The sequence below is a fragment of the Sagittula sp. MA-2 genome (assembly GCF_030126985.1).
Taxonomy (GTDB): Bacteria; Pseudomonadota; Alphaproteobacteria; order Rhodobacterales; family Rhodobacteraceae; genus Sagittula.
Window position 1 is genome coordinate 68957 of record NZ_CP126148.1, and the last position, 25328, is coordinate 94284.

Genomic DNA, 25328 nt, shown 5'->3' on the forward strand with positions numbered 1-25328 from the left:
CGGCGCTTACGTTCGAGAACGTGATCCGGAAGAAGATGGCCATCCCGGCCGGCCCGATGCCTGGCGGCGGCGTGGGAGACTACATGCGCCCGTACGGCCTTGCCCTGGGGCTGCTTGAGGCGGCGCGCAATGCGGTCATTTCGGGCGCGCAGTCCTACCTCGATTACTGCGAGGCTGGCGTCAAGGATCCGGCGGCATATACCGAGGTGGACGACATGCGCATACAGGCCGGTCTGCAACAGGCGGCGCGGCTCTCTGCTGACGCGATTGACCTGCTGTATACTGCGGCCGGAACCAGCACTTCTGCCAAGGATGGGAACCGTCTTCAGCGTTACTTCCGCGATATTTCCATGGCACGGACCAATCCCGGTCTTGCTTATGAGCGGACTGCGGCGATGCTGGCGGATCGCACGATCAAGGAACGGTTCGCGACCGCGTAACCCTGCCCTGCCCCATCGGCCGTAAGGGCGGTGGGGCGAAATGCACTTTACAGAACCCTCTTCAACCCGGACTGCACCGCCAGAAGTTTCGGAAGAAATTCGGCAATTGCCGTATCGATGCGGTCTGGCGTCGCCGCCATCCCCGTGTTCAGCGCCGCGACCACCCTTCCCCGCTGGTCGACCAGCGGCACGGCGAGCGAACACAGCCCGATCTCGACCTCCTGATCAATGACGGCAAAGCCTTGCGTTCGGACCTGGTCGATCCGCGCCATGATATCGGCGGGGTTGGTGATGCTGTATACAGTCCTCGGCGCTAGATCGGAAGCTTCGACAATTGCCGCGGCTTCCGGCCGGGGCAAGGCCGCCAGAAGAACCCGCCCCATCGATGTACAATGAGCCGGCAGGCGCGAACCCGGCATAAGGCCGATGGACATCACCCTTTTTTGTGCCGCCCGCGCCAGGTAGACGATGGACGTGCCGTCCAGAATGGACACCGAACAGCTTTCGCCGATCTGGTCGGTCAGCTGGTCCAGCCAAGGCTGCACGAGCTGCGGCAAGGGCAGCGACGCAATCGCTCCCAGACCCAGCCTCAACGCGCGCGGCGTCAGCGTGAAAAACTTGCCATCATAGTCGGCGTACCCTTCCTGATGCAGCGTCAACAGGCAGCGCCGCGCGGTCGCCCGATCCAGCCCGGTCTGTTTTGACACGTCCGAGATCGACAGTTTCGGAGAATTCGCCCCGAAGCATTCAAAGACGCGCAGCCCCTTGGCCAAGGAAGAGATCGTACTGGAGGATTTGTTCGCCATGCAAACAACATGTTATGCATAGCGAACAAATGTCAAGATACGCACAGAAGGACTCGGCCTTTCCCCCTCTCCCGGCTAGGACTTTCGCAACACAGGAGAGCTTCATGGACAAAACCATCCCAAGCGTGGACGCGGCTGTCGCAGAAATCCCCGATGGCGCCCAGATCATGATTGGCGGCTTCGGAGGATCCGGCGCGCCGATCGAGCTGATCCACGCGCTGATCGACCGCTATCGCGCCACCGGCAGCCCGAAAAACATCACCGTGATCAATAACAACGCCGGGAACGGCGGCATCGGCATCGCCGCGATGATCAAGGCGGGGATGGTGGGAAAGATGATCTGCTCTTTCCCGCGCAGCTCGAACGCCGAAGCTTTCAACGAGAAATATCTGGCCGGCGAGATTGCGCTTGAACTGGTGCCGCAGGGCACCCTTGCCGAACGCATTCGCGCGGCGGGGGCGGGCATTCCGGCGTTCTACACCCCCTCCTCGTATGGCACCGAACTGGCAAACGGCAAGCCGACCGAGGAATTCGACGGCACGATGTATGTGAGAGAACGCTGGCTCAGGGCGGATTTTGCCCTGATCAAGGGGCAGACGGGCGACACGGTCGGCAACCTCACCTATCGCTTGGCGGCGCGCAATTTCAATCCGCTGATGGCCATGGCCGCAGACAAGACCATCGCCCAGGTGTCTGATCTTGTGGCCCCCGGAGGCATCGACCCGGAGCAGGTTGTGACGCCCGGCATCTTTGTCGATGCGGTGGTGCAGGTTGCAAATCCTCAGCAAGAAGAAGTGCTTGTGCGCACGGGAGTGATCTACTGATGTCCGATCTGACCTTTTCCAACGTGGCGCTCAGCAATGCCCAGATCGCCTGGCGCGCGGCGCAAGACATCGAAGACGGCTCTTATGTGAACCTTGGCATCGGGTTTCCCGAGATGATTGCCAAGTTCCAGCCCGAAGGCCGCGACGTGACCTACCACACCGAAAACGGCGTGCTGGGGTTCGGCAAGGCCCCACAGGAGGGCCAGGAAGACTGGGATCTCATCAATGCCGGGAAAAAGGCGATCACGCTGAACCCGGGTGCCGCGTTTTTCCACCATGCCGACAGCTTTGCGATGGTGCGTGGCGGGCATCTCGATCTTGCGGTACTTGGGGCCTACCAAGTGGCGCAGAACGGCGACCTGGCCAACTGGCGTGTGGGGACCAAAGGCGTGCCTGCGGTTGGCGGGGCGATGGATCTGGTGCATGGGGCGAAGCGGGTCGCAGTTGTCACCGATCATGTCACGAAGGACGGCAAGCCGAAGCTGGTCGAGACCTGCACCTTTCCCCTGACCGGCGTCGGTTGCGTCACACGGGTCTACACCTCTCTGGCCGTCGTCGACATTGAAGGCGGAAGGTTCATCCTGCGCGAAAAGCTGCCCGCCATGGCACTGGAAGAACTGCAATCCGTAACCGGTGCAACGCTGCACACAGATGGCGGGGTCGCTGACCTTGTCGTGCCCGAGGATCTTTGAATGACGGACGTTTACATCTGCGACTATATCCGCACGCCGATTGGCCGCTTCGGCGGCGCGCTTGCCTCTGTGCGGGCCGACGATCTGGGCGCCATCCCCCTCAGGGCACTGGCGGAACGCAACCCGTCGATGAACCTGTCCGCCATTGACGAGGTGATCTTTGGCTGCGCCAACCAGGCCGGCGAAGACAACCGCAACGTGGCGCGCATGTCCTTGTTGCTGGCGGGCTACCCGGACTGCGTGCCGGGTACGACGATGAACCGGCTTTGCGGGTCCGGCATGGACGCGGTGATCACCGCCGCCCGCGCGATCAGGGCTGGCGAGGCCGATCTGATCGTCGCAGGCGGCGTCGAATCCATGTCGCGCGCGCCCTTCGTGATGCCCAAGGCCGAAACCGCCTATTCGCGTGCCGCCGAGATCCACGATACGACCATCGGCTGGCGTTTTGTCAATCCGCTGATGAAAAGCCTGTACGGCGTAGATTCAATGCCCGAAACGGCTGAAAACGTCGCCGAGGATTTCGGGATTTCCCGCGCCGATCAGGATCTGTTCGCGCTACGCTCGCAACATAACGCAGGTGCGGCCCAGGCCAGCGGACGCCTCGCGCGCGAGATCACCCCGGTCACCATCCCGCAGCGCAAGGGCGATGCAATTGTGGTGTCCGAGGATGAGCACCCCCGGCCCTCGACCACGCTTGAGGCGTTGCAGAAGCTGCGCAGCATCGTCAAACCGGATGGGAGCGTCACCGCGGGCAACGCCTCGGGTGTCAATGACGGGGCGGCGGCGTTGATCCTGGCCAGCGAAGAAACCGCAATAAAGCACGGGCTGACCCCGATTGCCAAGGTTCTGGGTGGCGCCACCGCCGGTGTCGCGCCGCGCATCATGGGCTTTGGCCCGGCGCCTGCGTCGCACAAACTGATGACACGACTGGGGCTGACTCAAGCCGACTTTGCGGTGATCGAACTGAATGAGGCCTTTGCCTCGCAGGGGCTGGCCACGTTGCGCGATCTGGGCATTGCCGACGATGACGCGCGGGTCAACCGCAACGGTGGCGCGATTGCGCTGGGGCATCCGCTGGGCATGTCGGGGGCGCGGATCACCGGGACCGCCATGCTGGATCTGAAGCCGGGTGAAAGATCCCTGTCGACCATGTGCATCGGTGTCGGTCAGGGCATCGCAATCGCGCTTGAGGCGGTCTGAGCCAATGGCGGGCGGTCTGCGCGACCGCCCGCAAACAGGGGTAGCACCCTGCCGTCGGCCGGACTAGATCGCCCCGGTACAGTGATACCCGCCGCGATGAAAGACCAGCGGCGCGGTTCCTTCGCCGGCACCCAGGGCATCGACCGAGCCGACCACCAGATAGTGATCGCCGATTTCAGTTGCCCGCTCGATGCTGCACTCAACCCAGGCACTCACTCCCTTCAGGATCGGAAGGCCGCTCGGGCTGTCGGCACAGTCGAGTCCCGCAAACTTGTCGGCATCCTTGGACGCAAACCTCTTGCAGATCGCCGTCTGATCCGCCGCCAGCACATTGACGCAAAAGCGTTTCGTCGCCGCTATCTTCGGCCAGGTTGTCGACGTCTTGCCGGGAAAAAAACCGACAAGCGGCGGATCGAGCGAGATGGAGGTGAACGATCCGACCACCAACCCGATATTTTCGGTGCCTGACCGGGCCGTAATGACGGCGACGCCGGTGGGATGACAGCCAAGAACATCGCGAAAGGTCCGCGGGTCGATGGTTGCAAGCTTCATATCACTCATCTCGTTGTTTCCCGTGTCTGTGCAAGCGCGTTGGCTGTCATGTCTGGGGCAGGACCCGGATCATCCCGCGACGCGGCCGATTGACCGCTGGGTCAAAGGCTGATCGAGCTCTGCATGCAGCCTGGATGCCGAAATCGCTGCCCTGGCTGCCTCTCGTCCCTTTTCGACGAAATGCTCCAGATAAATCGACTTGTGATGATCCGTTTCATGGAAGTGGTGCGGCGTCAGCGATACCGACAGTACCGGAACAGTCGTCTCCAGCCCGGCCTGCATCAGACCGCTGACCACGGCCTGTGCGACGAAATCATGCCGGTAGATGCCGCCGTCGACCACAAAGGCCGCCGCGGCAATCGCCCCGTACCGACCTGTCAGCGCAAGTTTCTTTGCCACCAGAGGCAATTCGAACGCTCCGGGCACATCGTAGATATCGACGTCTGCTTCCGGGATGAGTTCCAGAAACCCCAGCAGAGCCTGATTGACCAAGGCCGACATGACCCTCGTGGACCTGAGCGATGCCGACCGCGAGACGCTCAAAATCCTTGTCGCGGAGCACGTTATGGCAGAGTTCACCGCCGCCTGCGGTGCAGACTGCGTACAACGCTGGAACGAGACGGTCGGCGCGGTTGTCGACATCGAGCTCGAAGCCGCGCAGTGAGCGGCTCCCCGTCTTCCCTGCCTTCCGACAAGCTTGCACAGCTCGCTCGGATCGCGGCAATCGGCAGCGGAGTCCTTCTCTTGGGGTCCGCTGCCCTCATGACCTTCGAGGTTCTGGCCCGACGGCTTTTGGGTCACAGCATCATCGGGGTCGACGAACTGGCGGGCTACGCCTTCGGCATCGCCATGGCCTGGGGCTTTGCGCAGGCCTTGTTCATGCGCGCCCACATCTGGGTGGACCTCGTCTACCTCCGGCTGCCCATGAAGATGCAGCGGGTTCTGGATGTGGTCGCCATGGGCGCCTTTGCCGGGATCATCGGGATCCTCGTCCGTCACGCAACCGGAACGCTGCTGGAATCCCTGCGCCTTGGCGCACGGGCCAGCACGCCGCTGAACACGCCGCTCTGGATTCCGCAATCGCTCTGGCTGATGGGGCTAATCTTCTTCCTGATCTGCCTGCTGGTGCTTCTGTTCGACCTCGTGGTGGCGATGCTGCGGCGGGACTACGCGCTGGCCGCGCGGCTGGGCGCCTCCGAGAGCGCGCTGAAAAGGATGTGACATGCAACTGGCACTCTTTCTTCTCTTCCTGCTGATCGCCTTGGGCCTTCCGATTGCCGCCGTGCTGGGGCTGCTCGCGGTTGCCCTCGATCTGGCCCTGTCCTCCTTCCCGCTGCAGCGCGCCTTCGGAGAGATCGCGTGGTCGCACAGCATCGACTTCGTTCTGATCGCCATCCCCATGTTCATCATGATGGGCGAGATCATGCTGCGCTCGCAGATGGCGGACCGCATGTATCGCGGCGTCTCCGCTTGGATCGGCTGGCTGCCCGGCGGGCTGATGCACGCCAACATCGGCGCCAGCGCGCTCTTCGCGGCCACCTCCGGATCCAGTGTGGCCACGGCCGCCACCTTCGGCACGACGGCGATGCCGCAGGTGGATCGGCACGGCTACAACGAGCGGCTCTTTCTCGGCAGCCTCGCTGCGGGCGGGACGCTGGGCATCCTGATCCCGCCCTCCATCAACATGATCATCTACGGCTTCCTGACCGACACCTCAGTTCCGCGTCTCTTCGTCGCCGGATTGGTGCCGGGTATCCTGCTTGCGCTGATCTTCGTGGTGACGATCCTGACCTTGTGTCTGATCGTGCCGTCATGGGGCGGACAGAAGGCGCCCCTGTCGCGCGAGCGGCTGTGGCGCAGCCTTCCGGACCTCGCGCCGCCGCTGGGCCTGTTCCTCGTGGTGATCGGTTCGATCTACGCCGGCTGGGCCACCCCGACCGAAGCCGCATCCATCGGCGTGATCGCGGCCCTCGGGTTGGCGGCCATGTACCGCGAACTGAGCTGGCCCATGCTGGTCGAGGTCTTCATCGGCACCATACGCACCTCGTCGATGATGATCCTCATCACCCTGCTGGCCTTTCTGCTGAACTTCGTGATCGGGGCGACCGGGCTGGTCTCGTCGGTCAACACCTTCGTCAGCGGCCTGGACTGGAGCCCGCTTGCCACCCTGCTGGTTATCCTGTGCGTCTACCTCGTGCTGGGCATGTTCATGGACACCCTCGCGATGATCGTGCTGCCCATCCCGATCGTGACACCGATCGTCGTGGGCTTGGGCTACGATGCGATCTGGTTCGGGGTCATGATGGTGCTGGTCGCGGAAACCTCGGTGCTGACGCCGCCCATCGGCATGCTGTGCTACGTGGTCCACGGGATCCGCGGACGGGGCGAGTTGCAGGACGTGTTCATCGGGGTCGCCCCCTTCATCGTCGCCCTGATGGTCATGATCGGCCTGATGATCTCCATGCCGCAGCTCGCGCTCTGGCTTCCGAACCTGCTGTACTAAGGGGCGCAGGCTCCGAATGAGGGCTGATCCCGCTCCGGTCCTTGTAGCCGGGGCGGGATCATCGCGTTTCCGGAGGACGGTCCGCCACAGGGGAGCCACCATGGAGACAGGGGTCTCGGGCCAGCCGATGTCCTGCGCCTCGACAGGAAAGGCCCGCAACTCTTCGCCCCTGCCCTCCTCTTGGAACGAAGAAAAGGCCCACGGCAGTGCTGCCACGGGCCAGGCCTTTTGTACCTGTGTTAAGGTCAAGGCGCTGTCAGAGGGCCTCGAGCACCTCCGAGAGCATGTCGTTTTTCGCGCGGAAATCTGCGCCGAGATAGCCCGCCAGCAGCCTGATCCCGGCCTCGTGCAGCTCCATCGGGGCGCCCTTCGCGCGGGCCAGCGCGCAAAGCGGCACCAGCCCGAAAGGCACGTCCTCCCAGATGTAGCGCGTGTCGAGGCTTCGGGGGCCCAGCGTTCCGGGCGCGCGCCGAAAGACCTGCCCGGCCATCTCGGAGACGGTGCCCGGGGTCAGGCCGGGGAAGGTCATCAGGTAGTGGTCATGCACGCTGCGGACCTCGAACCCGTAGCTTTCCGCCAGCGCCAGCCGTTCCGTGTCGAGGTCCTCGATCAACCGTCCCACGGCGGGGGTGATGCACTCGTAGTTCTCCCAGGACTCGCCGCGCTCGATGCGGGTGAGGTTCGCGATGGCATTGGCGAGGTGGATCTGCGGGTTGAGGTTGCTCAGACCGATACGCAGGACATCCCCCACATACCGGAAGCGGGGGCCGAAGAGCGTGACGCAGAGTGCAGTGGCCTCTTCGGCGTCCTCGAACCCCGCGCTGGCCATGTCGACCGTGTCGCGCAGTGTGCCGACGCGGATACCGCCGTCGTTGCGCTGCGCCGTGGGCACGGTGGTCGACCACGAAACGGTGCGGACAGAGCGGCCTGCGGCGGCAAGGGCGGCGCGCAGGTAGACAGAGGCATAGGACAGTTCCGCGCTGAAGATCACCACCTGTTCGGGGCGCAGGTGTGGCACCAGCGCATCCAGCGCCGCCCGATTGCCCTGCGCGCAGCGGGCCATCACCAGAACCTCGGCGAAGGCAGCGGCCTCTTCGGCCCCGGCGACCTGCTCGATCCGGTGGTCGCCCTCGATCTCTCCGGTGAAATGCTCCACCCCGGACCCGCTCCGGCTTTGCGACCAGAGCCGGACGTCATGCCCCGCCTGCTTCAGCAGCGCGCAATAGGTCAGGCCGACGGGGCCGCCCCCGACAACAGTTGCTTTCATAGTCTCTCCTCCGGCCGGGAAGCCGTCTTGGTTTTCAGTTTGTTGGAAAGGCTTCCGGGAAGAAGGTCTTCGGCAGGAACATGAAGACCGACGGAAGGAAGATCACCAGCAGGATGATCCCGACGGTGATCAGCACGATCGGCAGAACGGCGCGGAAGGCCCGGGGCATGTCGACCTCGCCGATCTGTGCGGCGATGAGCAGGCAAATGCCGTACGGTGGCGTCGTCAGGCCGATGGCCAGCGACAGGCATACCACGAGGGCGAGGTGGATGTCGGGGATCTGCGCGACCAGCCCCAGTTCCTTGATGATCGGCAGGAAGATGATCACAGCGGTCATCGGGCTGAGCACGGTCCCGACGATCAGGCTGAAGATCATCAGCATGATCAGCACGCCCCAGTCCTTCTGCGAGACCGACGAGATGAACTCGGCGATTTCACGTGCAACCCCGAGGTAGGAGATCAGCCAGCCCATTATGCCAGCGGCGGCCACGGCGAACATCGGCAGCGAGTAGGCCACGACGGTTTCGCAGAGGATGCCGAAGAGCGCGCGCGGATTCACCGTGCGGTAGATCGCGACGGCCAGCACCAGGCCGACAAGCGCGGCGATGGCCGAGGCTTCGGTCGCGGTGAACATGCCGCTGGTGATGCCGCCGAGGATGATCAGCGGGATCAGCAGCGCAGGGGCCGCGCGCTTGGCGGTGTCTCCCCGCTCCTTCCACGGGATCCGCACGGTGTTCACCACCCCGTGCCGCGAGGCGACGTAGTAGGTGTATCCCATCTGACCAAAGGCGATCAGAATGCCGGGCAGGATGCCCGCCATGAAGAGGCCCGCGATGGAGACGTTGCCGAAGGCGCCGTAGATCACGAAGAGGATCGAGGGCGGGATGATCACCCCCAGCGTCGACGAGGTGGCGGTCAGCGCCACGGCGAAGGGAGCCGGGTAGCCCGCTTTCTTCATGGCCGGGATCATGATGGCGCCCACGCTGGCGGTATCTGCGGCGGCCGAGCCCGACATCGAGGCGAACATCATGCTGACGAGCACGTTGATGTGGCCCAGCCCGCCCTTGATGTGGCCGACCATCGACTGCGCGAAGGTCATCAGCCGGTCGGTGATGCCGCTGTCGTTCATCAGCCGCCCGAGCAGCAGGAAGAAGGGCACCGCGAGAAGCGCGAAGGAATTGATGTTCGACAGCATCTGGTTGACCACCGAACTCGCCGGCAGGCCGAGTTGCAGGACGGTGACAAGCGAGGCCAGCGCGATGGCGAAGGCAATCGGAACCCGAAGCAGGATCAGGAACAGGAAGCCGGCGATGAGGGTGATGATGGGGATCATGTCGGTCAGGCCCTAGCGGTCGGAAGAGAACAGCCGGGTGGCGGTCCGGATGATCAGCTCGATGGCGAACAGCATCATGGCGGCTCCGGCCACGGCGATCACGACGTTCTGGTAGAACATCGGGAAACCCAGCGAGAAGGAATAGCGGCGCCAGCTCATGTCTGCGTAGCTCCAGCCGTTGACCATGAGCACCCAGATGACCGGGAGGCACAGGACGAGGGCAAGGAGGGCAAGCGCGAGATTGGAGCGTTCGAAGTGGGCGGGCAGGATTTCCACGACGTAGTGGACGCCTTTCCGGAAGCCCACGGCAGCGCCGAGGAACACGCTCCAGACGAAGCAGAACATCGCGACCTCATCGGTCCAGACGTAGCTGCCCGGCAGCAGGTTGCGCGAGAGGATCTGGAACAGAACGCAGAGGATGAAGATCAGGAAGAACGTGCCGCCCGCGACGTAGCACAGGCGTTCGATCCCGGAGTTCAGTTTGGTGAGCATGGCCGGTCCCTTCGGCGAAGAGGCACCGGGCGGCGGGGAGGAAGCCGCCGCCCGGATCGCATCCATCAGTCGATTTTGCGGATTGCGTCGAGAACTTCGGAGGCCCCGATCTGCTCGGCGACCTCGTCGTGCAGCGGGCGGACAACCTCGATGAAGGGCGCCTTGTCGACCTCCGAGAGGATGACCTGACCGGAGTCGACCAGCGGCTGGAGAAGCGAGCTGTCATACTCGATGCCCTTGTCAATCCCGACCACGGCGGCCTTGGCTGCGGCGTCCCGGAAGATCGTCTTGTCTTCGTCCGAAAGGCGATCCCAAGCGATCTGGCTGATGGTGATGTGGCTCACCATGAATTGGTGCTGCGTGGTGGAGTGATAGGGCGCCACCTCGTAGAGCTTGTTGCCGACATAGGCGCTGATGGAACTTTCGAAGGCATTGGCCACGCCGGTCTGAAGGGCGGTGTAAAGCTCGGTGAAGGGCAGAGAAATCGGCTGCGCGCCACTGGCCTCCCACATCACGGCGTCCAATCGCGAGCCCGGGACCCGCATTTTCATGCCGGCCAGATCGTCGATGGAGGCGACCTCCTTCGCGTTGTTGGACAGGTTGCGGATGCCCCCGCCGGTGAGGCCCAGCAGCACCAGCCCGTTGCCCGAGTCCTGATAGACCCGGTCGAAGTAGCCGACGACCGGCCCTTCCGGATCCATCGCCTTGCGGAAGACCTCGATGCTGGGAAACAGGTAGCTGATGCTGAAAAGCTGGAACTCGGGGAAGAAGGGGGTCGCTTCCTGCGTGCCGCCGATCAGCAGGTCGATGGTGCCGAGGCGCATTTCGTCCAGCGCGGTGGCATCCCGTCCCAGCGTGGCGCCCGGGAAGATCTCGATCTCGATCCGCCCGTCGGTGGCGGCCTCGACCTCGGCCTTCAGCGTTTCGGCGGCGTCCAGCCACGGATGCGGGGGGTTGCCCTGGGTGGACAGGCGAAGGGTTTCGGCATCGGCGGTTCCGGCGAGGCCAGCCGCGACGGCGCAGGCGGCAAGGGCGCCCATCATTCGGTTCATCATGTCTTCTCCACTGTCGGAACGTGTTTTTCGTGACCCCGCAGGGATGCAGGGTGTTGCAAAGGCTGACAATCCGTTGTGATAATGTCCAATACAAACTAGTGATCCTATCATGCACTGGTGTTATACTTGGCCGGAGACGCCCCACCGTGGTACATGTGACCCTCCGTCAGATCGAAGCCTTCCGTCACCTCATGGAGAGCCGGACCATGACCGGCGCGGCGGAGCGGATGTCGATCAGTCAGCCCGCCATAAGCCGCCTCATCGCGGATCTCGAGGCCACCCTCGAATTGCAGCTCTTCGAGCGATCCGGCCCAAGGCTGCGCGCCACGACCGCTGCGCTGCGACTGGTCTCTGAGGTGGAGCGGGTGTTCCTGGGTCTCGACCATGTGGAGGCGGCGGCGCGGCGCATTCGTCGTTTTCCGTCAGATCCTTACAGGATCGCCGCCCCACCGTTCCTGTCGAGCGGCTTCATGGCACGGCTGGTGGCCCGGGTGACCGCTGACCTGCCGGATCTGACCGTAAGCCTGCACACGGATACCTCTCACGCGATTGCCGAACAGGTGTCCCGGGGTGAACATGATTTCGGCCTCTGCACCCTCGCCGCTTCGGTGCAGGACGTCACCGTGGCCCACAGGGTCACCATCGGTACGGATTGCGTGGTGCCTGCGGACCACCCGCTCGCCGCCAAGGCGGTGATCCGAGAGGTCGATCTGGATGGCGAACGGATTTTCGTGCTGGGCCGAAGCGGCGCCATCAGGCCGCAGATCAACAGCGTCTTCGAACGCGCCAACATCCAGATGCGGATCGTGGGCGAGGTGCTGCACGCATCCTCCTGCGCCTCCTTCGTGGCCGAGGGGCTGGGCATCGCGCTGATGAACACGATCTCCGCGCGGACCTCCGTCGTCGCGGGAACGCGGATCGTGCCGTTTTCCCCGGCGATCACGCAGGATTTCTCGGCCATCGTCCCCAAGCGGGACAAGTTCGCGGACGTGACAGAGGCGTTCCTGTCCCACCTCCCCGGTGTCGTCGAAGACTTCACATAGGGGAGTTGTCGCGGATTCTGTCGCAAATTTCCGTACTTCCGGGAGACCGACCTACCGTTTCCGTTCCGGAAATCACTCCAGAAACCGGATTCTCTTTACTGGCGCGCCTTGCAATGCTGCACCGCAGCATTACATGTGACTCAACGCAAAGAGACACGCTAAACACTCCCGAAAGGAGCCCTGACATGGCAAAGCAGACCCAAAAATCCGCATCGAACGAAATCCAAAGCATGTTCGATCCGAAGAACTACCAGGACTTTTTCAAGACATGGGCAAACATGAACGAGCGTTTCACCTCGATCATGGTCGATGCTGGCCACCGCTCCATCAAGATCACGTCCGAGACGGCTAACGAGGCTCTGTCGAACTTCCGCGACGCAGCACAGGTTCGGGACGAACCGGCGCATTACGCGCAAGCCTACAGCACCTTGATGCAGCAGCAGATTGAACTTGCCGGACGCGCCATGCAGTCCTTTGGCGAAGAGAGCCAGAAAACCGGCTCCGCAGTTGCCGAACTGACGTCCGAAGAAGGCAACGCGATTGCCGAAAAAGCGACCGAGAACGCCGAACGTTTCGCGGAAAAGGCGAGCTCGGCCGCGAAGAAAGCGGCCTGAGTTCCATCACGCGAAACCGTGCCCCTATAAAACGGCGGATCCGAAAGGGTCCGCCGTTTTGCTTTTAAGAGCGCCCCGATGCCGGTGCCATCAACCTGACAAAAGGACTCCGACAGGGAACAACAGCTCGGTCCGCACACCCGCAGAATGGTCTAGCCGCTCTGAAATGGTCCATAGCCTATCTGATCAGTGCAGGGCCACAATCCGGGACGGTCCGCCTGACCCGCCTGCGACCTTGGGCGCTCCGACAAAGACGTACGCCCCGGAGGGCGCGATCTCGTCCATCGACGCGATGCACTCGACACCCCATCGCCCGGAGCCCAGCCAGTCGTAGTGGACGGGGAACTCACCTGAAGCGAGGCCGCGGTCCAGCGACAGCGTGTCCACCGCGATCCCCCTGACCGAGCGCTCCTCGATCAGGAAGCGGGCGGCTTCGTGGTGGAAGCCGGGTGTGTGGTTCTTACCCTCGGCGTCGAGGCCGGTGTATTTCTCTGTCTTGAGATGGGCTGCCCAGCCCGAGTTCATGGCAACACAGGCGCCTTCGGGGATTTCACCGTGCTGTGCTTCCCACGCCGCGATGTCGTCGGGGGTCAGGTAGGCGTCGGCATCCGCGGCGGCCTTGGCCCGGATGTCGATGATCGCAAGCGGGCAGAGCAGGTCTGCGACGGGGATCAGGTCTACGCTGTTGCCGTCTTCGGAAAAATGGAGCGGCGCGTCGATGTGGGTGCCGGTGTGCTCCATGAGCGTCCAGCGGTTGAGGTTGACCCGATCCTTTTCCCAGGTGACGGGACGTTCCATTTCGAACCACCGTTCGCCGGAGAAGGTCGGAAACCCTTCGTAGAGCGTATGGCTCATGTCGGTGATCTTGCTGAAACTGAGGGGACCGGTATCTGTCGCCGCAGACGCAGGACGGGCGCCGCCGGCAAGGGAGCCGGCACCTGCCATTGCAGCGATTCCAAGCGTGAAGCCGGATTTCAGGAGACCGCGGCGGGTGGCCTTTTCACAGACCGCGTGAAGGCAATTCGGAGGGCACATTGGATTTGTCCTTGTATGATGGGGTAAGGAAGATGAGCGGCGGGATGCCGCGATCCGCACCCGCAGCCAAGGGACGGCTACGGGTGTGGCAACAGGCATGGCGGTCAGAGACCGTTGATCGCGTCCAGCATGCCCTCGGGCCAGGACTTCGACAGTGGAGAGTTCAGGTACTGCTCCTGCGCGTGGGACTGGAACGCCGCGACATCGGGCGTGTAGACCTTGAGCCCCTCACCTTCGAAGAACTCGATCAGCTCGGCTTCCTGGTTCAGGTACTGTTCGTCCGACCATGCGACGGCCTTTTTCGCCGCCGCGCGCATCCGCTCCTGCTGTTCGGGCGTCAGGGCGTCGAAGACCTGCGACGAGACGAGGATGAGGCCGATCCCGACATTGTGGCCGGTCAGCACGATCTGGTCGGTGACCTCGTAGAATTTCATCTCCTTGTCGTTGGGCAACGGATTGTCCTGACCGTCGACCACCCCGGACTGCAGCGCGGTGTAAAGCTCGGCGTAGGGGACCGGGACCGGGTTGGCCCCCAGCGACTTGCCGAGGAATTGCCAGCTTTCGCCGCCGGGCATCCGCAGTTTCACGCCGGACATGTCGTTGGGGGTGTTGATCTCCTTGTCGCCGCGCAGGTTGACCTGGCGGGTGCCGTAGTAGAGTGGGGTCAGGATCTCGACGCCCAGCTTTTCCCGGGCGATCTGGCGCAGCTGTTCGCCGACCTCCGAGTCGAAGACCGCCTTGAGGTGCGCCTGGTCGCGGATCACATAGGCTGCGCCAAGGATGTCGAACTCTGGCGCCTGCTGGGCGAGGTCAGAGGGCGGCAGGCTGGCCATCTGGATGTTGCCGCGCTGGATGCCCGTCAGCTCGGTGCCCTGCTTCATCAGGGTCGCGCCATAGTATGGCTTGAAGTCGAACTCTTCGCCGATCTCCTTGGCGAAGATATCGACGAGGGCCACGTTGCGCGGCGCCTGCTGCGGGTTCACGTCGGAAAAGATCAGCTCGATCTTGTCCTGAGCCTGCGCGGCCCCCGTGAGCATCGCCACCGCAAGCGCGGCCGAGGCGAAAGTCCTGAGTCTATTGTGGATCATCATGTCCTCCCTTGGTGATCGTCAAAGTGCAAAGCGGTTCTCCGGCACCCCCTGCCCCGCGCCTTCTATTGCGAAGACGCTGCCGGCCAGCGGCTCGGCGTCCAGTTGATCGGGCGACAGGAACTTGAAGGCCGACGTGACGTAGAGCGTGCGGAAATCGGACCCGCCGAAACACAGGCAGGTCGGGTTGGTCACGGGCAACGCAATCTCGCGGTCGATCCTTCCGTCAGGGGCGTAGCGAACGACCCGGCCACCGGCAAAGAAGGCCTGCCAGAGGCAGCCATCGGCATCGACGCAGGCACCGTCCGGCCGGTCGCCGGAGGCGGAATAGTCGGCGAAGACTTCGCGCCCGACGATGGTCTCCCCTGCCTCGTCAAGTGCGAGGCGCCAAGTGATGTAGCGGCGGGTGTCGGTGAAGTACATGTGCCGCCCGTCCGGATCGAAGGCGATGCCGTTCGACACGATCACGTCGTCCAGCATCCGCGTGACGGTGCCGTCCGGATCGACCCGGTAGAGCGCGCCCAGGCCTTGGCTCAGACCATTGTCCATCGTTCCGATCCACAGGCGTCCGCGGGTATCGACCCGGCCATCGTTCAGCCTTGTGGCGGGCATCTGCTCGCCGGGGATGGTGGCGAAGGATCTGGCCTCGCCGCTTTGCGGGTCGATCAGCACAAGGTCGAGGTCACGCGCTGCCAGCAGACCGTCGGACCGTGTCAGTGCGAGCGAGCCGAAGTAGGTGCCGGGCTGTTCCTGCGCCACCGCTTCGCCGCTGGCGGGGTCCAGACGCCAGAGCGTCGGCTGCTCGATGTCGATCCACCACAGGCAGTTGCGACGCGCGTCCCAGAGCGGGGTCTCTCCCAGTTGGGCGGCGACTTTCTGGACGCATTCGACCTTTGGTTGTGTCATGCGGGTCATCCCTTGTAGCCCAGCATCCGGGGCAACCAGAGCACGAAGTCGGGCACGAATGTGATGATCATCAGGGCCACGACCAAGGCGAAGAGGAAGGGCAGCAGGTCCCGGACGATCCGGGCCAGTGGTTGTTTGGTGATCGTGGACACGATGAACAGCAGCAGTCCGTAGGGCGGCGTGATCAGCCCCAGCATGGCGTTGACCACGCAAATGACACCGAAGTGCACGAGGTCGATCCCAAGCGACTGCGCCGTCGGGATGAAGATCGGCACGATGATCAGCAGGATCGCCCCGGACTCCAGGATGCAGCCCAGAACGAGGAACAGCGCGTTGATGGCCAGCAGGAACCCGACGCGGGACAGCTCGTACTGGCCGAGGAAGGCTGCGAGCGAGTCCGGCACGTTCTCGCGGGTGACGACGTACTGGAAGGTCAGCGCCCCCGCGATGAGGATGCCGACGGTCGCCGTCGAACGGGCCGAAGCCAGCAGCGTCTCGTAGAACTGCCCCAGTCTGACCGAGCGATAGACCACGACCGAGATCGTGAGCGCGTAAAAGGCAGCCACGGCGGCGGCCTCTGTCGGGGTCATCACGCCGCCGTAGATGCCGCCCAAAAGGATGACCGGCAAAAGCAGAGCGGGAATGGCGCGGAAGGTGACACCGGGCATGTCGCGCAGCGAAACCACCTCGTCTACGGAGAAGTTGCGGCGATGGGCGATGACGGCGTTCATCACCATCAGCACCACGCCCATCAGTAGACCCGGCGCCATGCCGGCGGCAAAGAGGTAGCCGACAGACTGGTCGGAGACGAGCGCGTAGAGCACCATGGGAATCGACGGGGGGATGATCGGCCCGATCGTGGCCGAGGCAGCGGTGATCGCCGCGGCGTAGGACGGGGTGTACTTGCCGTCCTTCGTCATCATGTTGATGATGATCTTGCCCATGCCGACCGCATCCGCGACGGCAGAGCCCGACATCCCGGAGAAGATCAGCGAGGACACCACGTTGACGTGTCCCAGCCCGCCCTTGAACCGCCCGACGAGCGCCTGCGAAAACTGCAGCAGCCGGTCCGCCAGAGAGCCGATGTTCATTATGTCGGCCGCGAGGATGAACAGCGGGATCGCCAGCAGCGTGTAGCTGTTGAACAGCCCCTGCAGGAGCGTCTCTGAGGCGATGGAGGGGTCGAACCCTTTCATGATCAGGTAGACGGAGGACCCGCAGATCATGGACAGGCCCATCGACAGGCCGCCGAAAGCCAGGAAAGCAATTAGCAGGATCGAGACGAGAAACGGATCAGTCATAATCGTGGGTTCCGGCCGATTGGGTTGTGTCGAACGCCGGCCCGGAACCGGAAATGCCGCGCCAGATGCTGATGAAACAGCGCAGGATCACGGAGAGCGTAAAGGGAATGTAGATCGCAAAGACCCAGTCGAAGGGAATCTTCATGTAGGCGGTCTTCTCGATCGCCATGAAGGTGACGTAGTCCCATACGTAAGGCAGCGTCCAGATGAAGATGCCCGCGCAGATGGCCCCGGTCACGACATCCATCGCCCGCCGTCCGCCGCGCGGCAAAAGGTTGTAGAGGATGTCCAGCCGGATCACCTCGGATTCGCGCACGACAAAGGCGTATCCGAACAGGATGCCCCACAGCCACGCGATCGATACGAACTCCACCGTCCAGCCCAGCGGGAGGTTCAGCAGGTAGCGGAACACGATCTGGACCAGGAAGCTGACGAAGAGTGCGCCCAGGATCAGCGCGAGAAAGTTCTCGGCTCGCGCACCGAGCCATCCGATTGGTTTTCGCAGACGGTCCATCCTGCCCCCGGTGGTGAAAGGTGTCGGGTCCGGCTGAAACGGCCGTCGCCCCGTTGTCTGGCCTCAGAGGCCGTTGATCTTCTCGGGCAGCCCCTCGGGCCAGTCCGTGGAATACTTGGAGTTCCTGAACTCCCCGAGCACGTGGTTTTGGAAGACCTCCTTGTCGGGTTCGTAGACGTTCAGCCCCGGTTCCTCGAAGAAGGTCACCAGTTCCGCCTCCTGGGCGATGGTGTCGACATCCAGCGCAGCCTGGAACTCGCGCACGTCCTGCGCCACCGCGGTGCCGGCGCCGATTCCGGCAGCCATCAAGGCTGCCAGCCCTGCCACCTTGAAGTTCCTCATGATCCTACGCTCCTCCCAGTTGCGCTTCGTGGACGTCAGGACGCCCCTAACCGAACGAACCGAATGCCTCCCGCATCCGGTCGGTGTCGGGCTTCTCTCTCTTGAAATGTTCTTGGACCCGCGCGGGCTCGCAAAGCGCCATACCGAAGACGGGCGGGACGGTGCGCTTGTACCGACGGGGCACGTCCAGCCATTCAAAGCCCTCTGCCCCGAGACTGTCCGAGGCACTCGCCGGAACGTTGCTCTCGTCCGCATCGACCGGGACGTGGCCAAGCCGCAACCCGACCGCTGCCGTGATCGCGCGCGGTGACCGAAACGGGCCGATCCCGCGGCTCATGCGGGCGATTGAACGCCCGCGACCGACAACCGGGCCGGTCTGCAAGGGAGCGGCAAACGTCACGAAACTCCTCCTGTCCATGGCGGGTTCTCTGACCGCTTGACGTGAGAATGTTCGTGACGGTTAAATATGTCAACCTTTTGTACCAGATCGTTAAAAGTGGGTGCGGCGATGCGAGATCCACGGGCATTTCCGCGCGCCTTGCCTTGCGGTACACGGGGGCGTTGGCCAAGCATCGAAGGAGAGACGGCACCATGGGGGATGCACCTTCCCACCCGCGCCCGGGCGAAACGCAACGCGGTGGCTGGAAACAGGATCCCGATGCCGTGCGCCGCAACATCCTGCAGGTCGCGCGCACCGTCTTTGCCCGGCAGGGCCTGTCGGGCGCGCGGGTCGATGAGATCTCGGCCAGCACGAAGACGTCGAAGCGGATGATTTACTACTACTTCGGCGACAAGGAGGGGCTCTACCGCGCCGTACTCGAGGACGCCTATGCGCGGATGCGCGACGACGAGGCCGCCCTGGACCTGCGCGCCGTGCATCCCATGACGGCCCTGCGTCAGCTGGCGGAGTTCACCTTCGAGCACCACCGGCAGGACCCGGACTTCGTGCGACTGGTGATGATCGAGAACATCCACGGCGCCGCGCATATGGACTCGTCCGAGATCCTGGCCGGGCAGAACAGTTCGGCGATCCTGCTGCTCGAGGACATCTACCAACGCGGCTGCGACGCCGGCCTGTTCCGGCGCGGGCTGACGGCGCTCGAGCTGCACTGGCACATCTCGGCTCTGTCCATCTTCAACATCGCCAACCGCGCGACCTTTTCGCGGATCTTCGGCAATGACCTCTTTACCGAGCGTGGCCAGCGCATGCTGTGCCGCCATGTCGGCGACATGATCCTGGGGCTCGTGATGAAGCCCGGACTTTCCGCCGAGTTCGACATGCCAAGACCCAAGGAGGAGGCACGCACGATCAACCCGGGTATTTTCCGATTTCTCGACGTATGGGACAGCAAATGGGCCACGCTCGCACCGGGGGCGACCCCCGCCGAGCGGCGTACGCACTTCGAAAGCATCGCGCGCGACATGCGCCTGCCGACACCCCGCGAGGTCGAGACCGATGACGAACACTGGATTGACAGCGACGGCGGTCCGGTGCGGGTGCGGGTCTTTCGTCATGACAGCGGAGGCACGCAGCCTGCACTGATCTACATGCACGGCGGGGCATGGATGCAGGGCAGCCCGGAAACCCATTGGGACATCACCGCGCGGCTTGCAGCGTGGAACCGGCAGACCGTGATCTCGGTCGACTACGCCCTGGCACCGGAACATCCCTTTCCGGCGGCCTACCTGCAGGTGCTGTCCGTGGCGCGATGGGCCCATGCGGAAGCAAACTCCCTGGGGATCGACCCTGCGCGCATCGCCATCGGAGGCGACAGTGCGGGCGGCAACCTTGCCGCTGCCGCGGCGCTGGCCTGCCGTGACGAGGGTGTCCCGATCTGCGCCCAGCTTCTGATCTATCCGGCCTGCGACTTCGACCAGTCCCGCCCCTCTTACGCCGAGAATGCCGACGGGCCCCTCTTGAAGGTCGCGGGCATGGCGGCGACCCACGCGCTCTACTGTCCGGACGAGGCAACCTTGCACGGCGATCCGCGCGCAGCGCCTCTGGCGGCCGATAGTCATGCGGGCCTGCCTCCTGCCTTCATCGCTGTGGCACAGAACGACCCTCTGCGCGATAGCGGGCTGGCCTATGCCGATGCGCTGACGGCGGCAGGCGTCGATGTCGAGGTCGACCGGGGAGAGGGGCTGATCCACGGCTATCTTCGCGCCATGGAATATTGCCCGGACACAGAAGCCAGCCTCCGCCGGATGGCCGACTGGCTGCGCCGGATCACGGGATAACGAGACCCTCAGACTCAAAATATAGCGGCGCCGGGATACGGCGCCCCTGCCCCATCGCCCGGCACACGGGTCGATGCGAGTTTGCATGGGGGTGATTCCTGATATATCTTCCAAAACACCCTACGATTCTATTTTCGTAGGACATTATGGGAGGAAAAATGCTAAATCTCAATCGTCGGTTCGTCTGTGGTTTCGCCGCTGCGGCCATGGCCCTTTTCCCTCTTGCCGCCACAGCGCAGGACGCAAGGGAACTCACCTTCTCGGCGGTGTTCACACAGAACGACATTCGCGCGGAGATGATGGAACAACTGAAGTCCGCGGTGCCGGATAGCTTCGACCTCCAACTGTACTACGGCGGAACGCTGTTCGCGCAGGGCACGGAACTTGTCGCCATTCAGCGTGGCAACCTCGACATGAGCAACGTTGCGCCGCAGGACATCGCCAAGCAGATCCCCGCGTTCTCGATCCTGACCGCCGCTTACCTGTTCCGCGATGCCGAGCATCTGAGCACCTTTTTTGCCAGCGAGGCGGGTGAAGAGATGGTGGCGATGGCCGAGGATCAGCTGGGCATCCACATCCTCGGTCCGACCTACTTCGGCACACGTCAGGTGAACCTCCGCGGCGACAAGGAAATCCGTACGCCCGAGGACATGTCCGGTGTCAAACTGCGGATGCCGGGCGGTGACGCATGGCAGTTCCTAGGCGAGGCGCTTGGCGCCAATCCGACGCCGATGGCTTATTCGGAGGTATATACCGGCCTTCAGAGCGGCGCGATCGACGGGCAGGACAATCCCTTCCCGAACGTCGAGAACATGAAGTTCTACGAGGTGACGGACCAGATCGTGCTGACGTCGCATCTTGTGGCCTTCGATTTGCTGGTGATCTCCAGCCGCGTCTGGGACGAAATGACTGAAGAGCAGCGCACAGCCTTCCAGTCCGCCGCGGACGAGGCGATTGCCTGGAGCACCGAACAGCACCTTGCCCGTGAGGACGAGCTGGCCGCGTTCTTCGAGGGCGAGGGGCTGAAGATCTACGAGCCCGACCTTGACGCTTTCCGCAGCCATGCGCAGACGAAGTACCTCGAGTCGGACCTTTCGGCAGACTGGCCCGAGGGGATGCTGGACCGCATCAACGGCCTCTGAGTCCACGCCCATCGACCACACCAAGGATCAGACACCCGGCACGCCTTTCGGCGTCCGGGTCCTTCGTGCCAACGAGGAAACTCATGCGATGTCAAAGCCGATCTATATCCTGAACGGCCCGAACCTGAACCGGCTGGGCGTCCGCGAGCCGGAGATCTACGGCCACACTACGCTGGCCGAGGTCGAGGCGCTTTGCCGAGAGGCCGTGGGGGAACGGCCGCTCGAGTTCCGGCAGACCAACTCCGAAGAGACGATGATCGACTGGATTCACGAGGCCACGGACAGGAGCGCGGGGATGATCATCAACCCGGCCGCCTTCACCTTCTACTCGATGGCGATCATGGACGCGCTGAAGATGTTCGGCAAACCGTTGATCGAGTACCACATTTCGAACATCCACAAGCGCGAACCGATGTATCACAACTCGCTGGTGTCGGGCGTCGCGACTGCAGTATTGGCAGGGCTCGGCGCCAAAGGGTACGTGCACGCCGTCCGCATCCTGATCGAGATGATCGGCGAGGACGCCTGAGACCCGAAGAGACCTGACGGCAGGGCCCCGTTTGAGGCCCTGCCGGCCAGCCTTGCCGGCCTTGCTTCGATGGTCTGCCGGACGGTCGCCGGGATCAGACCCCGTCGTCCAGCAGTTGAAGTGCGCCGGAATAGTTCGGCTCCATCGCCGCGATATGCCGGGTCAGCAGGTCCTGCAGCGCATCCGGGTCGCGTGCCTCGACCGCGTCGGCGATCATGAGGTGTTCCGAGTAGGTCGTGTGCCGATGCAGGCTGAGCTGTGCCGACAGATGCACGCGTAACGCGGCAAGACGGCCCGAAGCGATGTCGAAGGCCTCGCAGAAGAACGAGTTTCCGGCGTTCTCGAAGAAGGTGTTGTGAAAAGCGGTGTCGGCCTCGGCATAGGCGAGGGAGTCGTCGGCCGCCCGGGCGGTGTCCATCATCGAGATCGCCTCGCGCAGTCCCTGCAGCGTGGCCTCCGGAGCACGCTCCAGCGCAAGGCGGCTGACCAGACGCTCCAGGTGCAGGCGGTAGTCGACCAGCGCGCGAAGTTCCTCTGCGTCGGGCTTGAAGACGATGCTGCCCCGGCGCGGCAGTATGTTGATCAGCCCCTGCATCTGCAAAATGGTCAGCGCCTCGCGGACAGGCGTTCGGCTGACATCCATCGCGACGGCGATCTTCTCCTCGGACAGCGGCTCACCCAGCGCGATCTCGCGGCGCAGGATCGCCTCCTTCAGGCGTTCGGCCACCGTCGCCGCCAGCGATTGCGGGCGGTTGATGGGGCTTTTCTTCATCGGATTGACGTTCTTGTTCGCTTTCAGTGCCATGCCCCGATGCCTTTTTCTACCCGATCCCGCCGACTGTACCCGATGGCTCGGGCAGGTCCAATATATGGACAATTGACATACTGTATACCAGTTAATACGAGGATGAGGGATTGGTAAGGAGACAGGCATGAGGGTGCTGGTAACGGGAGGCGGCGGTTTCATCGGAGCGTGGATCATCCGCAGGCTGGCAGAGGCCGGGCACGATCCGGTCGTGTTCGACATGCACGAAAACCGTGGGAAAGTGGCCGAAATCGCAGGACGCGATCTGGCGGACCGGATCGATTGGCACGTCGGCGACATCGTCCGGACGGAGCCGGTGGTCGCGGCGGCGCAGGGGTGCGACGGCCTCGTCCACCTTGCGGGCGTACTGACGCCCGCCTGCCGGGACAATCCGGTGCTAGGCGCAGAGGTCAACCTGATCGGCACGCTGAACGCCTTTCTCGCCGCCCGCACCCATGGCATCCACAACGTCGCCTACATGTCGAGCATGGGGGTCTTCGGACCGGACGACGGCGCCGAGCCGCGTCCGACGACGCTTTACGGTGCCTTCAAGTTGGGGGCAGAGCACAGCGCACGCGCCTTCCACGCCGAAGACGGCATCAACTCGACCGGCTTTCGCCCGTACGTGGTCTACGGGCCCGGTCGCGACGTGGGGATTTCGGCAGGGGCGACCCTTGCCTGTGAAGCCGCCGCGCGGGGCGAGGCCTATACCATCCCTTTCACGGGTCCCATCGACATGATCCATGCCGACGACGTCGCGCGGATATTCCTGTCCGCGGTCGAGTCTCCACCGGAGGGCGCCAATGCCGTAACCCTGCTGGGCCGGGAGACCGACACGACTGCCATCGCCCGGACAATCAACGAACTGGCGCCCGAGGCCCGGATCGACGCGGCTGGCCCGCCCATGCCCATCGACGGACCCAAGGCGGAACCCGCGCTGGCCCGGCTCTTCCCCGAGTGGCAGCCCATGACCCTGAAGCAGGGCCTTTCCGACACCATCGCATTCTACCGGAGCCGCACATGAGACGTTTCGAGGATCAGGTCGCCATCGTAACCGGCGGGGCGCGCGGCATCGGGCTGGGCATCGCCCGCAGGCTGACACAAGAGGGCGCGCAAGTCGTCGTCTGGGACCTGGCCGATGTCGCGCCGGGCCAATCCTATGCCCCGGCCGCAGAGATGAAGGTGGACGTCACCGATCCGGCCTCGGTCGAGGCCGCGACGGCCGACGTCTTGTCGCGCTTCGGACGGATCGACGTCTTCGTGAACAACGCGGGCATCAATGGTCCCGTCGCCGATGTCGAGCACTACGACCTGGCCGACTGGAAACGGGTGATCGACATCGACCTCACCGCTGTCTTCCTGTGCTGCCGTGCAGTGATCCCGCAGATGAAGGCCCAAAGCTATGGTCGGATCGTCAACATCGCCTCGATCGCTGGCAAGGAGGGCGTGCCCGGGATCGCCGCCTATGCGTCGGCCAAGGCCGGTGTCATTGGGCTGACCAAGTCGCTGGCCAAGGAACTGATCCGCACCGGGATCCTGGTCAATGCCGTGGCCCCGGTGATGGTCGAGACCGATCTCCTTCAGCAGATGACACCCGAGCATGTGACGGCGAGCAAGGCCAAGATCCCTATGGGTCGCCTTTTGCAGATCGAGGAACTGGCCGCACTTGTCGCCTTCGTCGCCAGCCCGGAGAATTCCTTCACCACCGGCGTGGCTTACGATGCCTCGGGCGGGCGCGGCACCTACTGAGGCGCCGACCGAAAGCGGGACAGGCTCAGGGCCTGTCCCAATCCGGGGCCCAGTCGAAATCGCTCTTGCGGTCCTGCCGGTCCAGCGCCGCGATCTCGGCCATCTCCGCATCGCTCAGCTCGAAGTCGAAGATGTCCAGGTTCGCGCGGATGTTCTCGGGCCGGGACGAGCGCGGGATGGCCGCCACGTTGTCCTGCTGTACCAGCCAGCGCAGGGTCACTTGGGCGGCAGACTTGCCGTGTGCCTCGCCGATACGGGTGATCGTCGGATCCTGGAAGACTTCGCCGCGGGCGATGGGCTGGTAGGCCGTCAGCAGCATGTCGCGGCGGCGCGCGTCCGCCAGCAGTTTGTCCTGCGCAAGATACGGGTGATACTCGACCTGGTTCACCACAAGGTCGGCGCCGCAGGTGTCGACCGCCTCGGCCAGCAGCGGGATAGTAAAGTTGCTGACCCCGATGCTGCGGGTTCTGCCGCTGTCGCGCATTTCGGCAAAGGTGGCGAGCGTATCGGCCAGAGGCACCTCGCGCGTCGGCCAGTGCACCAGAAGCAGGTCCACCGCATCCATCTGCAGCCGATCGAGGCTATCTGCGACGCTCTGCCTGATCTGATCGGGCGCCAGCTTGTCGAACCAGACCTTTGTGGTGACGAACAGTTCATCCCGCGGCACGCCGGACTCGCGAATGGCCTGGCCGACCTCTGCCTCGTTGCCGTAGCGGGCCGCGGTGTCAATGTGACGATAGCCGTGTTCGATGGCGGTGCGGATGGCCGCGACGCCCGTGTCGCCGGTCAGCTCGAAGGTGCCCAGGCCCAGGGCAGGAATGCGGATGCCTTTTACGGTCTTGTGGATCATGTGGTTTC

Annotated in this window: 30 protein-coding genes; 14 read left to right on the forward strand and 16 right to left on the reverse strand. The window is 63.7% G+C overall.

Features of this window, described 5'->3' with window-relative positions; genetic code table 11:
- Positions 1-35: 35 nt before the first annotated feature.
- The gene (locus QNI11_RS23845; RefSeq protein ID WP_283983826.1) at positions 36-440 is read left to right on the forward strand and encodes a hypothetical protein; all 405 of its coding nucleotides are present in this window, start codon (positions 36-38) and stop codon (positions 438-440) included.
- Between the two features lie 47 nt (positions 441-487).
- Here the strand turns inward: QNI11_RS23845 and QNI11_RS23850 are convergent, their stop codons facing one another.
- Complete coding sequence (locus QNI11_RS23850) at positions 488-1246, reverse strand: IclR family transcriptional regulator C-terminal domain-containing protein (protein WP_283983827.1); 759 nt, start codon at positions 1244-1246, stop codon at positions 488-490.
- 104 nt (positions 1247-1350) lie between these two features.
- Between QNI11_RS23850 and QNI11_RS23855 the strand changes: the two genes are divergently transcribed.
- Genes QNI11_RS23855 through pcaF form a run of 3 tightly spaced genes read left to right on the forward strand, consistent with a single transcriptional unit; the run spans position 1351 to position 3962 of the window.
- Positions 1351-2070, forward strand: a complete 720-nt coding sequence (locus tag QNI11_RS23855; protein WP_283983828.1) for a 3-oxoacid CoA-transferase subunit A — start codon at positions 1351-1353, stop codon at positions 2068-2070.
- Complete coding sequence (locus tag QNI11_RS23860) at positions 2070-2762, forward strand: 3-oxoacid CoA-transferase subunit B (protein WP_283983829.1); 693 nt, start codon at positions 2070-2072, stop codon at positions 2760-2762. The genes QNI11_RS23855 and QNI11_RS23860 overlap by 1 nt, the downstream gene beginning before the upstream one ends.
- Positions 2763-3962 (forward strand): 3-oxoadipyl-CoA thiolase, encoded by a 1200-nt coding sequence (gene pcaF / locus QNI11_RS23865; protein WP_283983830.1) that lies wholly within the window; start codon positions 2763-2765, stop codon positions 3960-3962.
- A gap of 63 nt (positions 3963-4025) precedes the next feature.
- Here pcaF and QNI11_RS23870 read toward each other — a convergent pair whose 3' ends face one another.
- Positions 4026-4523 carry a flavin reductase family protein gene (locus QNI11_RS23870; protein ID WP_283983831.1) on the reverse strand — a complete coding sequence of 166 codons (498 nt, stop codon included), beginning with the start codon at positions 4521-4523 and terminating at the stop codon, positions 4026-4028.
- Between the two features lie 60 nt (positions 4524-4583).
- Positions 4584-5015, reverse strand: coding sequence for a 6,7-dimethyl-8-ribityllumazine synthase (locus tag QNI11_RS23875; RefSeq protein WP_373418465.1), 432 nt, complete (start codon positions 5013-5015; stop codon positions 4584-4586).
- Between QNI11_RS23875 and QNI11_RS23880 the strand changes: the two genes are divergently transcribed.
- The 3 genes from QNI11_RS23880 (at position 4999) to QNI11_RS23890 (ending at position 7017) form a co-directional block, all read left to right on the forward strand.
- Entirely contained in the window at positions 4999-5178 is a 180-nt protein-coding gene (locus QNI11_RS23880) for a hypothetical protein (protein ID WP_283983952.1), read from the forward strand. The genes QNI11_RS23875 and QNI11_RS23880 overlap by 17 nt on opposite strands.
- An 80-nt stretch (positions 5179-5258) precedes the next feature.
- On the forward strand, positions 5259-5735 hold the full coding sequence (locus QNI11_RS23885) for a TRAP transporter small permease subunit (protein ID WP_283983833.1): 477 nt from the start codon (positions 5259-5261) through the stop codon (positions 5733-5735).
- Between the two features lies 1 nt (position 5736).
- A complete protein-coding gene (locus QNI11_RS23890) occupies positions 5737-7017 on the forward strand; it encodes a TRAP transporter large permease (protein ID WP_283983834.1) in 1281 nt (426 codons plus the stop codon).
- A 256-nt stretch (positions 7018-7273) separates the two neighbouring features.
- On the opposite strand, the gene QNI11_RS23895 is transcribed toward QNI11_RS23890, so the two are convergent.
- From QNI11_RS23895 to QNI11_RS23910, 4 genes are all read right to left on the reverse strand, one after another.
- The gene (locus QNI11_RS23895) at positions 7274-8284 is read right to left on the reverse strand and encodes an NAD/NADP octopine/nopaline dehydrogenase family protein (protein ID WP_283983835.1); all 1011 of its coding nucleotides are present in this window, start codon (positions 8282-8284) and stop codon (positions 7274-7276) included.
- Between the two features lie 34 nt (positions 8285-8318).
- Positions 8319-9617 carry a TRAP transporter large permease gene (locus QNI11_RS23900; protein ID WP_283983836.1) on the reverse strand — a complete coding sequence of 433 codons (1299 nt, stop codon included), beginning with the start codon at positions 9615-9617 and terminating at the stop codon, positions 8319-8321.
- 12 nt (positions 9618-9629) lie between these two features.
- Positions 9630-10109, reverse strand: a complete 480-nt coding sequence (locus QNI11_RS23905) for a TRAP transporter small permease (RefSeq protein ID WP_100931265.1) — start codon at positions 10107-10109, stop codon at positions 9630-9632.
- 65 nt (positions 10110-10174) lie between these two features.
- Entirely contained in the window at positions 10175-11164 is a 990-nt protein-coding gene (locus QNI11_RS23910) for a TRAP transporter substrate-binding protein (RefSeq protein WP_283983837.1), read from the reverse strand.
- 146 nt (positions 11165-11310) lie between these two features.
- On the opposite strand from QNI11_RS23910, the gene QNI11_RS23915 reads away from it, so the two are divergent.
- Together QNI11_RS23915 and QNI11_RS23920 are read left to right on the forward strand one after the other, a co-directional pair.
- Entirely contained in the window at positions 11311-12207 is an 897-nt protein-coding gene (locus QNI11_RS23915; protein ID WP_283983838.1) for a LysR substrate-binding domain-containing protein, read from the forward strand.
- A 185-nt stretch (positions 12208-12392) separates the two neighbouring features.
- Positions 12393-12821, forward strand: coding sequence for a phasin family protein (locus QNI11_RS23920; protein ID WP_283983839.1), 429 nt, complete (start codon positions 12393-12395; stop codon positions 12819-12821).
- Between the two features lie 186 nt (positions 12822-13007).
- Here QNI11_RS23920 and QNI11_RS23925 read toward each other — a convergent pair whose 3' ends face one another.
- The 7 genes from QNI11_RS23925 to QNI11_RS23955 all read right to left on the reverse strand — a co-directional run bounded on the left by QNI11_RS23925 (position 13008) and on the right by QNI11_RS23955 (position 18407).
- The gene (locus tag QNI11_RS23925; protein WP_373418467.1) at positions 13008-13856 is read right to left on the reverse strand and encodes a cyclase family protein; all 849 of its coding nucleotides are present in this window, start codon (positions 13854-13856) and stop codon (positions 13008-13010) included.
- Between the two features lie 104 nt (positions 13857-13960).
- On the reverse strand, positions 13961-14944 hold the full coding sequence (gene dctP / locus QNI11_RS23930; protein WP_283983841.1) for a TRAP transporter substrate-binding protein DctP: 984 nt from the start codon (positions 14942-14944) through the stop codon (positions 13961-13963).
- Positions 14945-14965: 21 nt separating this feature from the next.
- The gene (locus tag QNI11_RS23935; protein WP_283983842.1) at positions 14966-15850 is read right to left on the reverse strand and encodes an SMP-30/gluconolactonase/LRE family protein; all 885 of its coding nucleotides are present in this window, start codon (positions 15848-15850) and stop codon (positions 14966-14968) included.
- Positions 15851-15855: 5 nt separating this feature from the next.
- Positions 15856-17151, reverse strand: a complete 1296-nt coding sequence (locus QNI11_RS23940) for a TRAP transporter large permease (protein WP_283983843.1) — start codon at positions 17149-17151, stop codon at positions 15856-15858.
- The gene (locus QNI11_RS23945) at positions 17144-17665 is read right to left on the reverse strand and encodes a TRAP transporter small permease (RefSeq protein ID WP_283983844.1); all 522 of its coding nucleotides are present in this window, start codon (positions 17663-17665) and stop codon (positions 17144-17146) included. Before QNI11_RS23945 ends, QNI11_RS23940 begins: the two co-directional genes overlap by 8 nt.
- 63 nt (positions 17666-17728) lie before the next feature.
- Positions 17729-18007: a hypothetical protein gene (locus QNI11_RS23950; protein ID WP_283983845.1), complete on the reverse strand. Its 279-nt coding sequence runs from the start codon at positions 18005-18007 to the stop codon at positions 17729-17731.
- 46 nt (positions 18008-18053) lie between these two features.
- Positions 18054-18407 carry a hypothetical protein gene (locus QNI11_RS23955; RefSeq protein WP_157815096.1) on the reverse strand — a complete coding sequence of 118 codons (354 nt, stop codon included), beginning with the start codon at positions 18405-18407 and terminating at the stop codon, positions 18054-18056.
- A gap of 191 nt (positions 18408-18598) precedes the next feature.
- On the opposite strand from QNI11_RS23955, the gene QNI11_RS23960 reads away from it, so the two are divergent.
- From QNI11_RS23960 to QNI11_RS23970, 3 genes are all read left to right on the forward strand, one after another.
- Positions 18599-20245, forward strand: coding sequence for an alpha/beta hydrolase fold domain-containing protein (locus QNI11_RS23960; RefSeq protein ID WP_283983846.1), 1647 nt, complete (start codon positions 18599-18601; stop codon positions 20243-20245).
- A gap of 158 nt (positions 20246-20403) precedes the next feature.
- The gene (locus QNI11_RS23965; RefSeq protein ID WP_283983847.1) at positions 20404-21387 is read left to right on the forward strand and encodes a sialic acid TRAP transporter substrate-binding protein SiaP; all 984 of its coding nucleotides are present in this window, start codon (positions 20404-20406) and stop codon (positions 21385-21387) included.
- 88 nt (positions 21388-21475) lie between these two features.
- Positions 21476-21916 (forward strand): type II 3-dehydroquinate dehydratase, encoded by a 441-nt coding sequence (locus QNI11_RS23970; protein ID WP_283983848.1) that lies wholly within the window; start codon positions 21476-21478, stop codon positions 21914-21916.
- A gap of 94 nt (positions 21917-22010) precedes the next feature.
- Here the strand turns inward: QNI11_RS23970 and QNI11_RS23975 are convergent, their stop codons facing one another.
- Entirely contained in the window at positions 22011-22721 is a 711-nt protein-coding gene (locus tag QNI11_RS23975) for a GntR family transcriptional regulator (protein ID WP_283983849.1), read from the reverse strand.
- A gap of 127 nt (positions 22722-22848) precedes the next feature.
- Here QNI11_RS23975 and QNI11_RS23980 point away from each other — a divergent pair, with 127 nt between their 5' ends.
- Positions 22849-23745 carry an NAD(P)-dependent oxidoreductase gene (locus QNI11_RS23980; RefSeq protein WP_283983851.1) on the forward strand — a complete coding sequence of 299 codons (897 nt, stop codon included), beginning with the start codon at positions 22849-22851 and terminating at the stop codon, positions 23743-23745.
- On the forward strand, positions 23742-24470 hold the full coding sequence (locus tag QNI11_RS23985; RefSeq protein WP_283983853.1) for an SDR family NAD(P)-dependent oxidoreductase: 729 nt from the start codon (positions 23742-23744) through the stop codon (positions 24468-24470). The genes QNI11_RS23980 and QNI11_RS23985 overlap by 4 nt, the downstream gene beginning before the upstream one ends.
- Positions 24471-24495: 25 nt before the next feature.
- On the opposite strand, the gene QNI11_RS23990 is transcribed toward QNI11_RS23985, so the two are convergent.
- Positions 24496-25320 (reverse strand): aldo/keto reductase, encoded by an 825-nt coding sequence (locus tag QNI11_RS23990; RefSeq protein ID WP_283983855.1) that lies wholly within the window; start codon positions 25318-25320, stop codon positions 24496-24498.
- Positions 25321-25328: the final 8 nt, after the last annotated feature.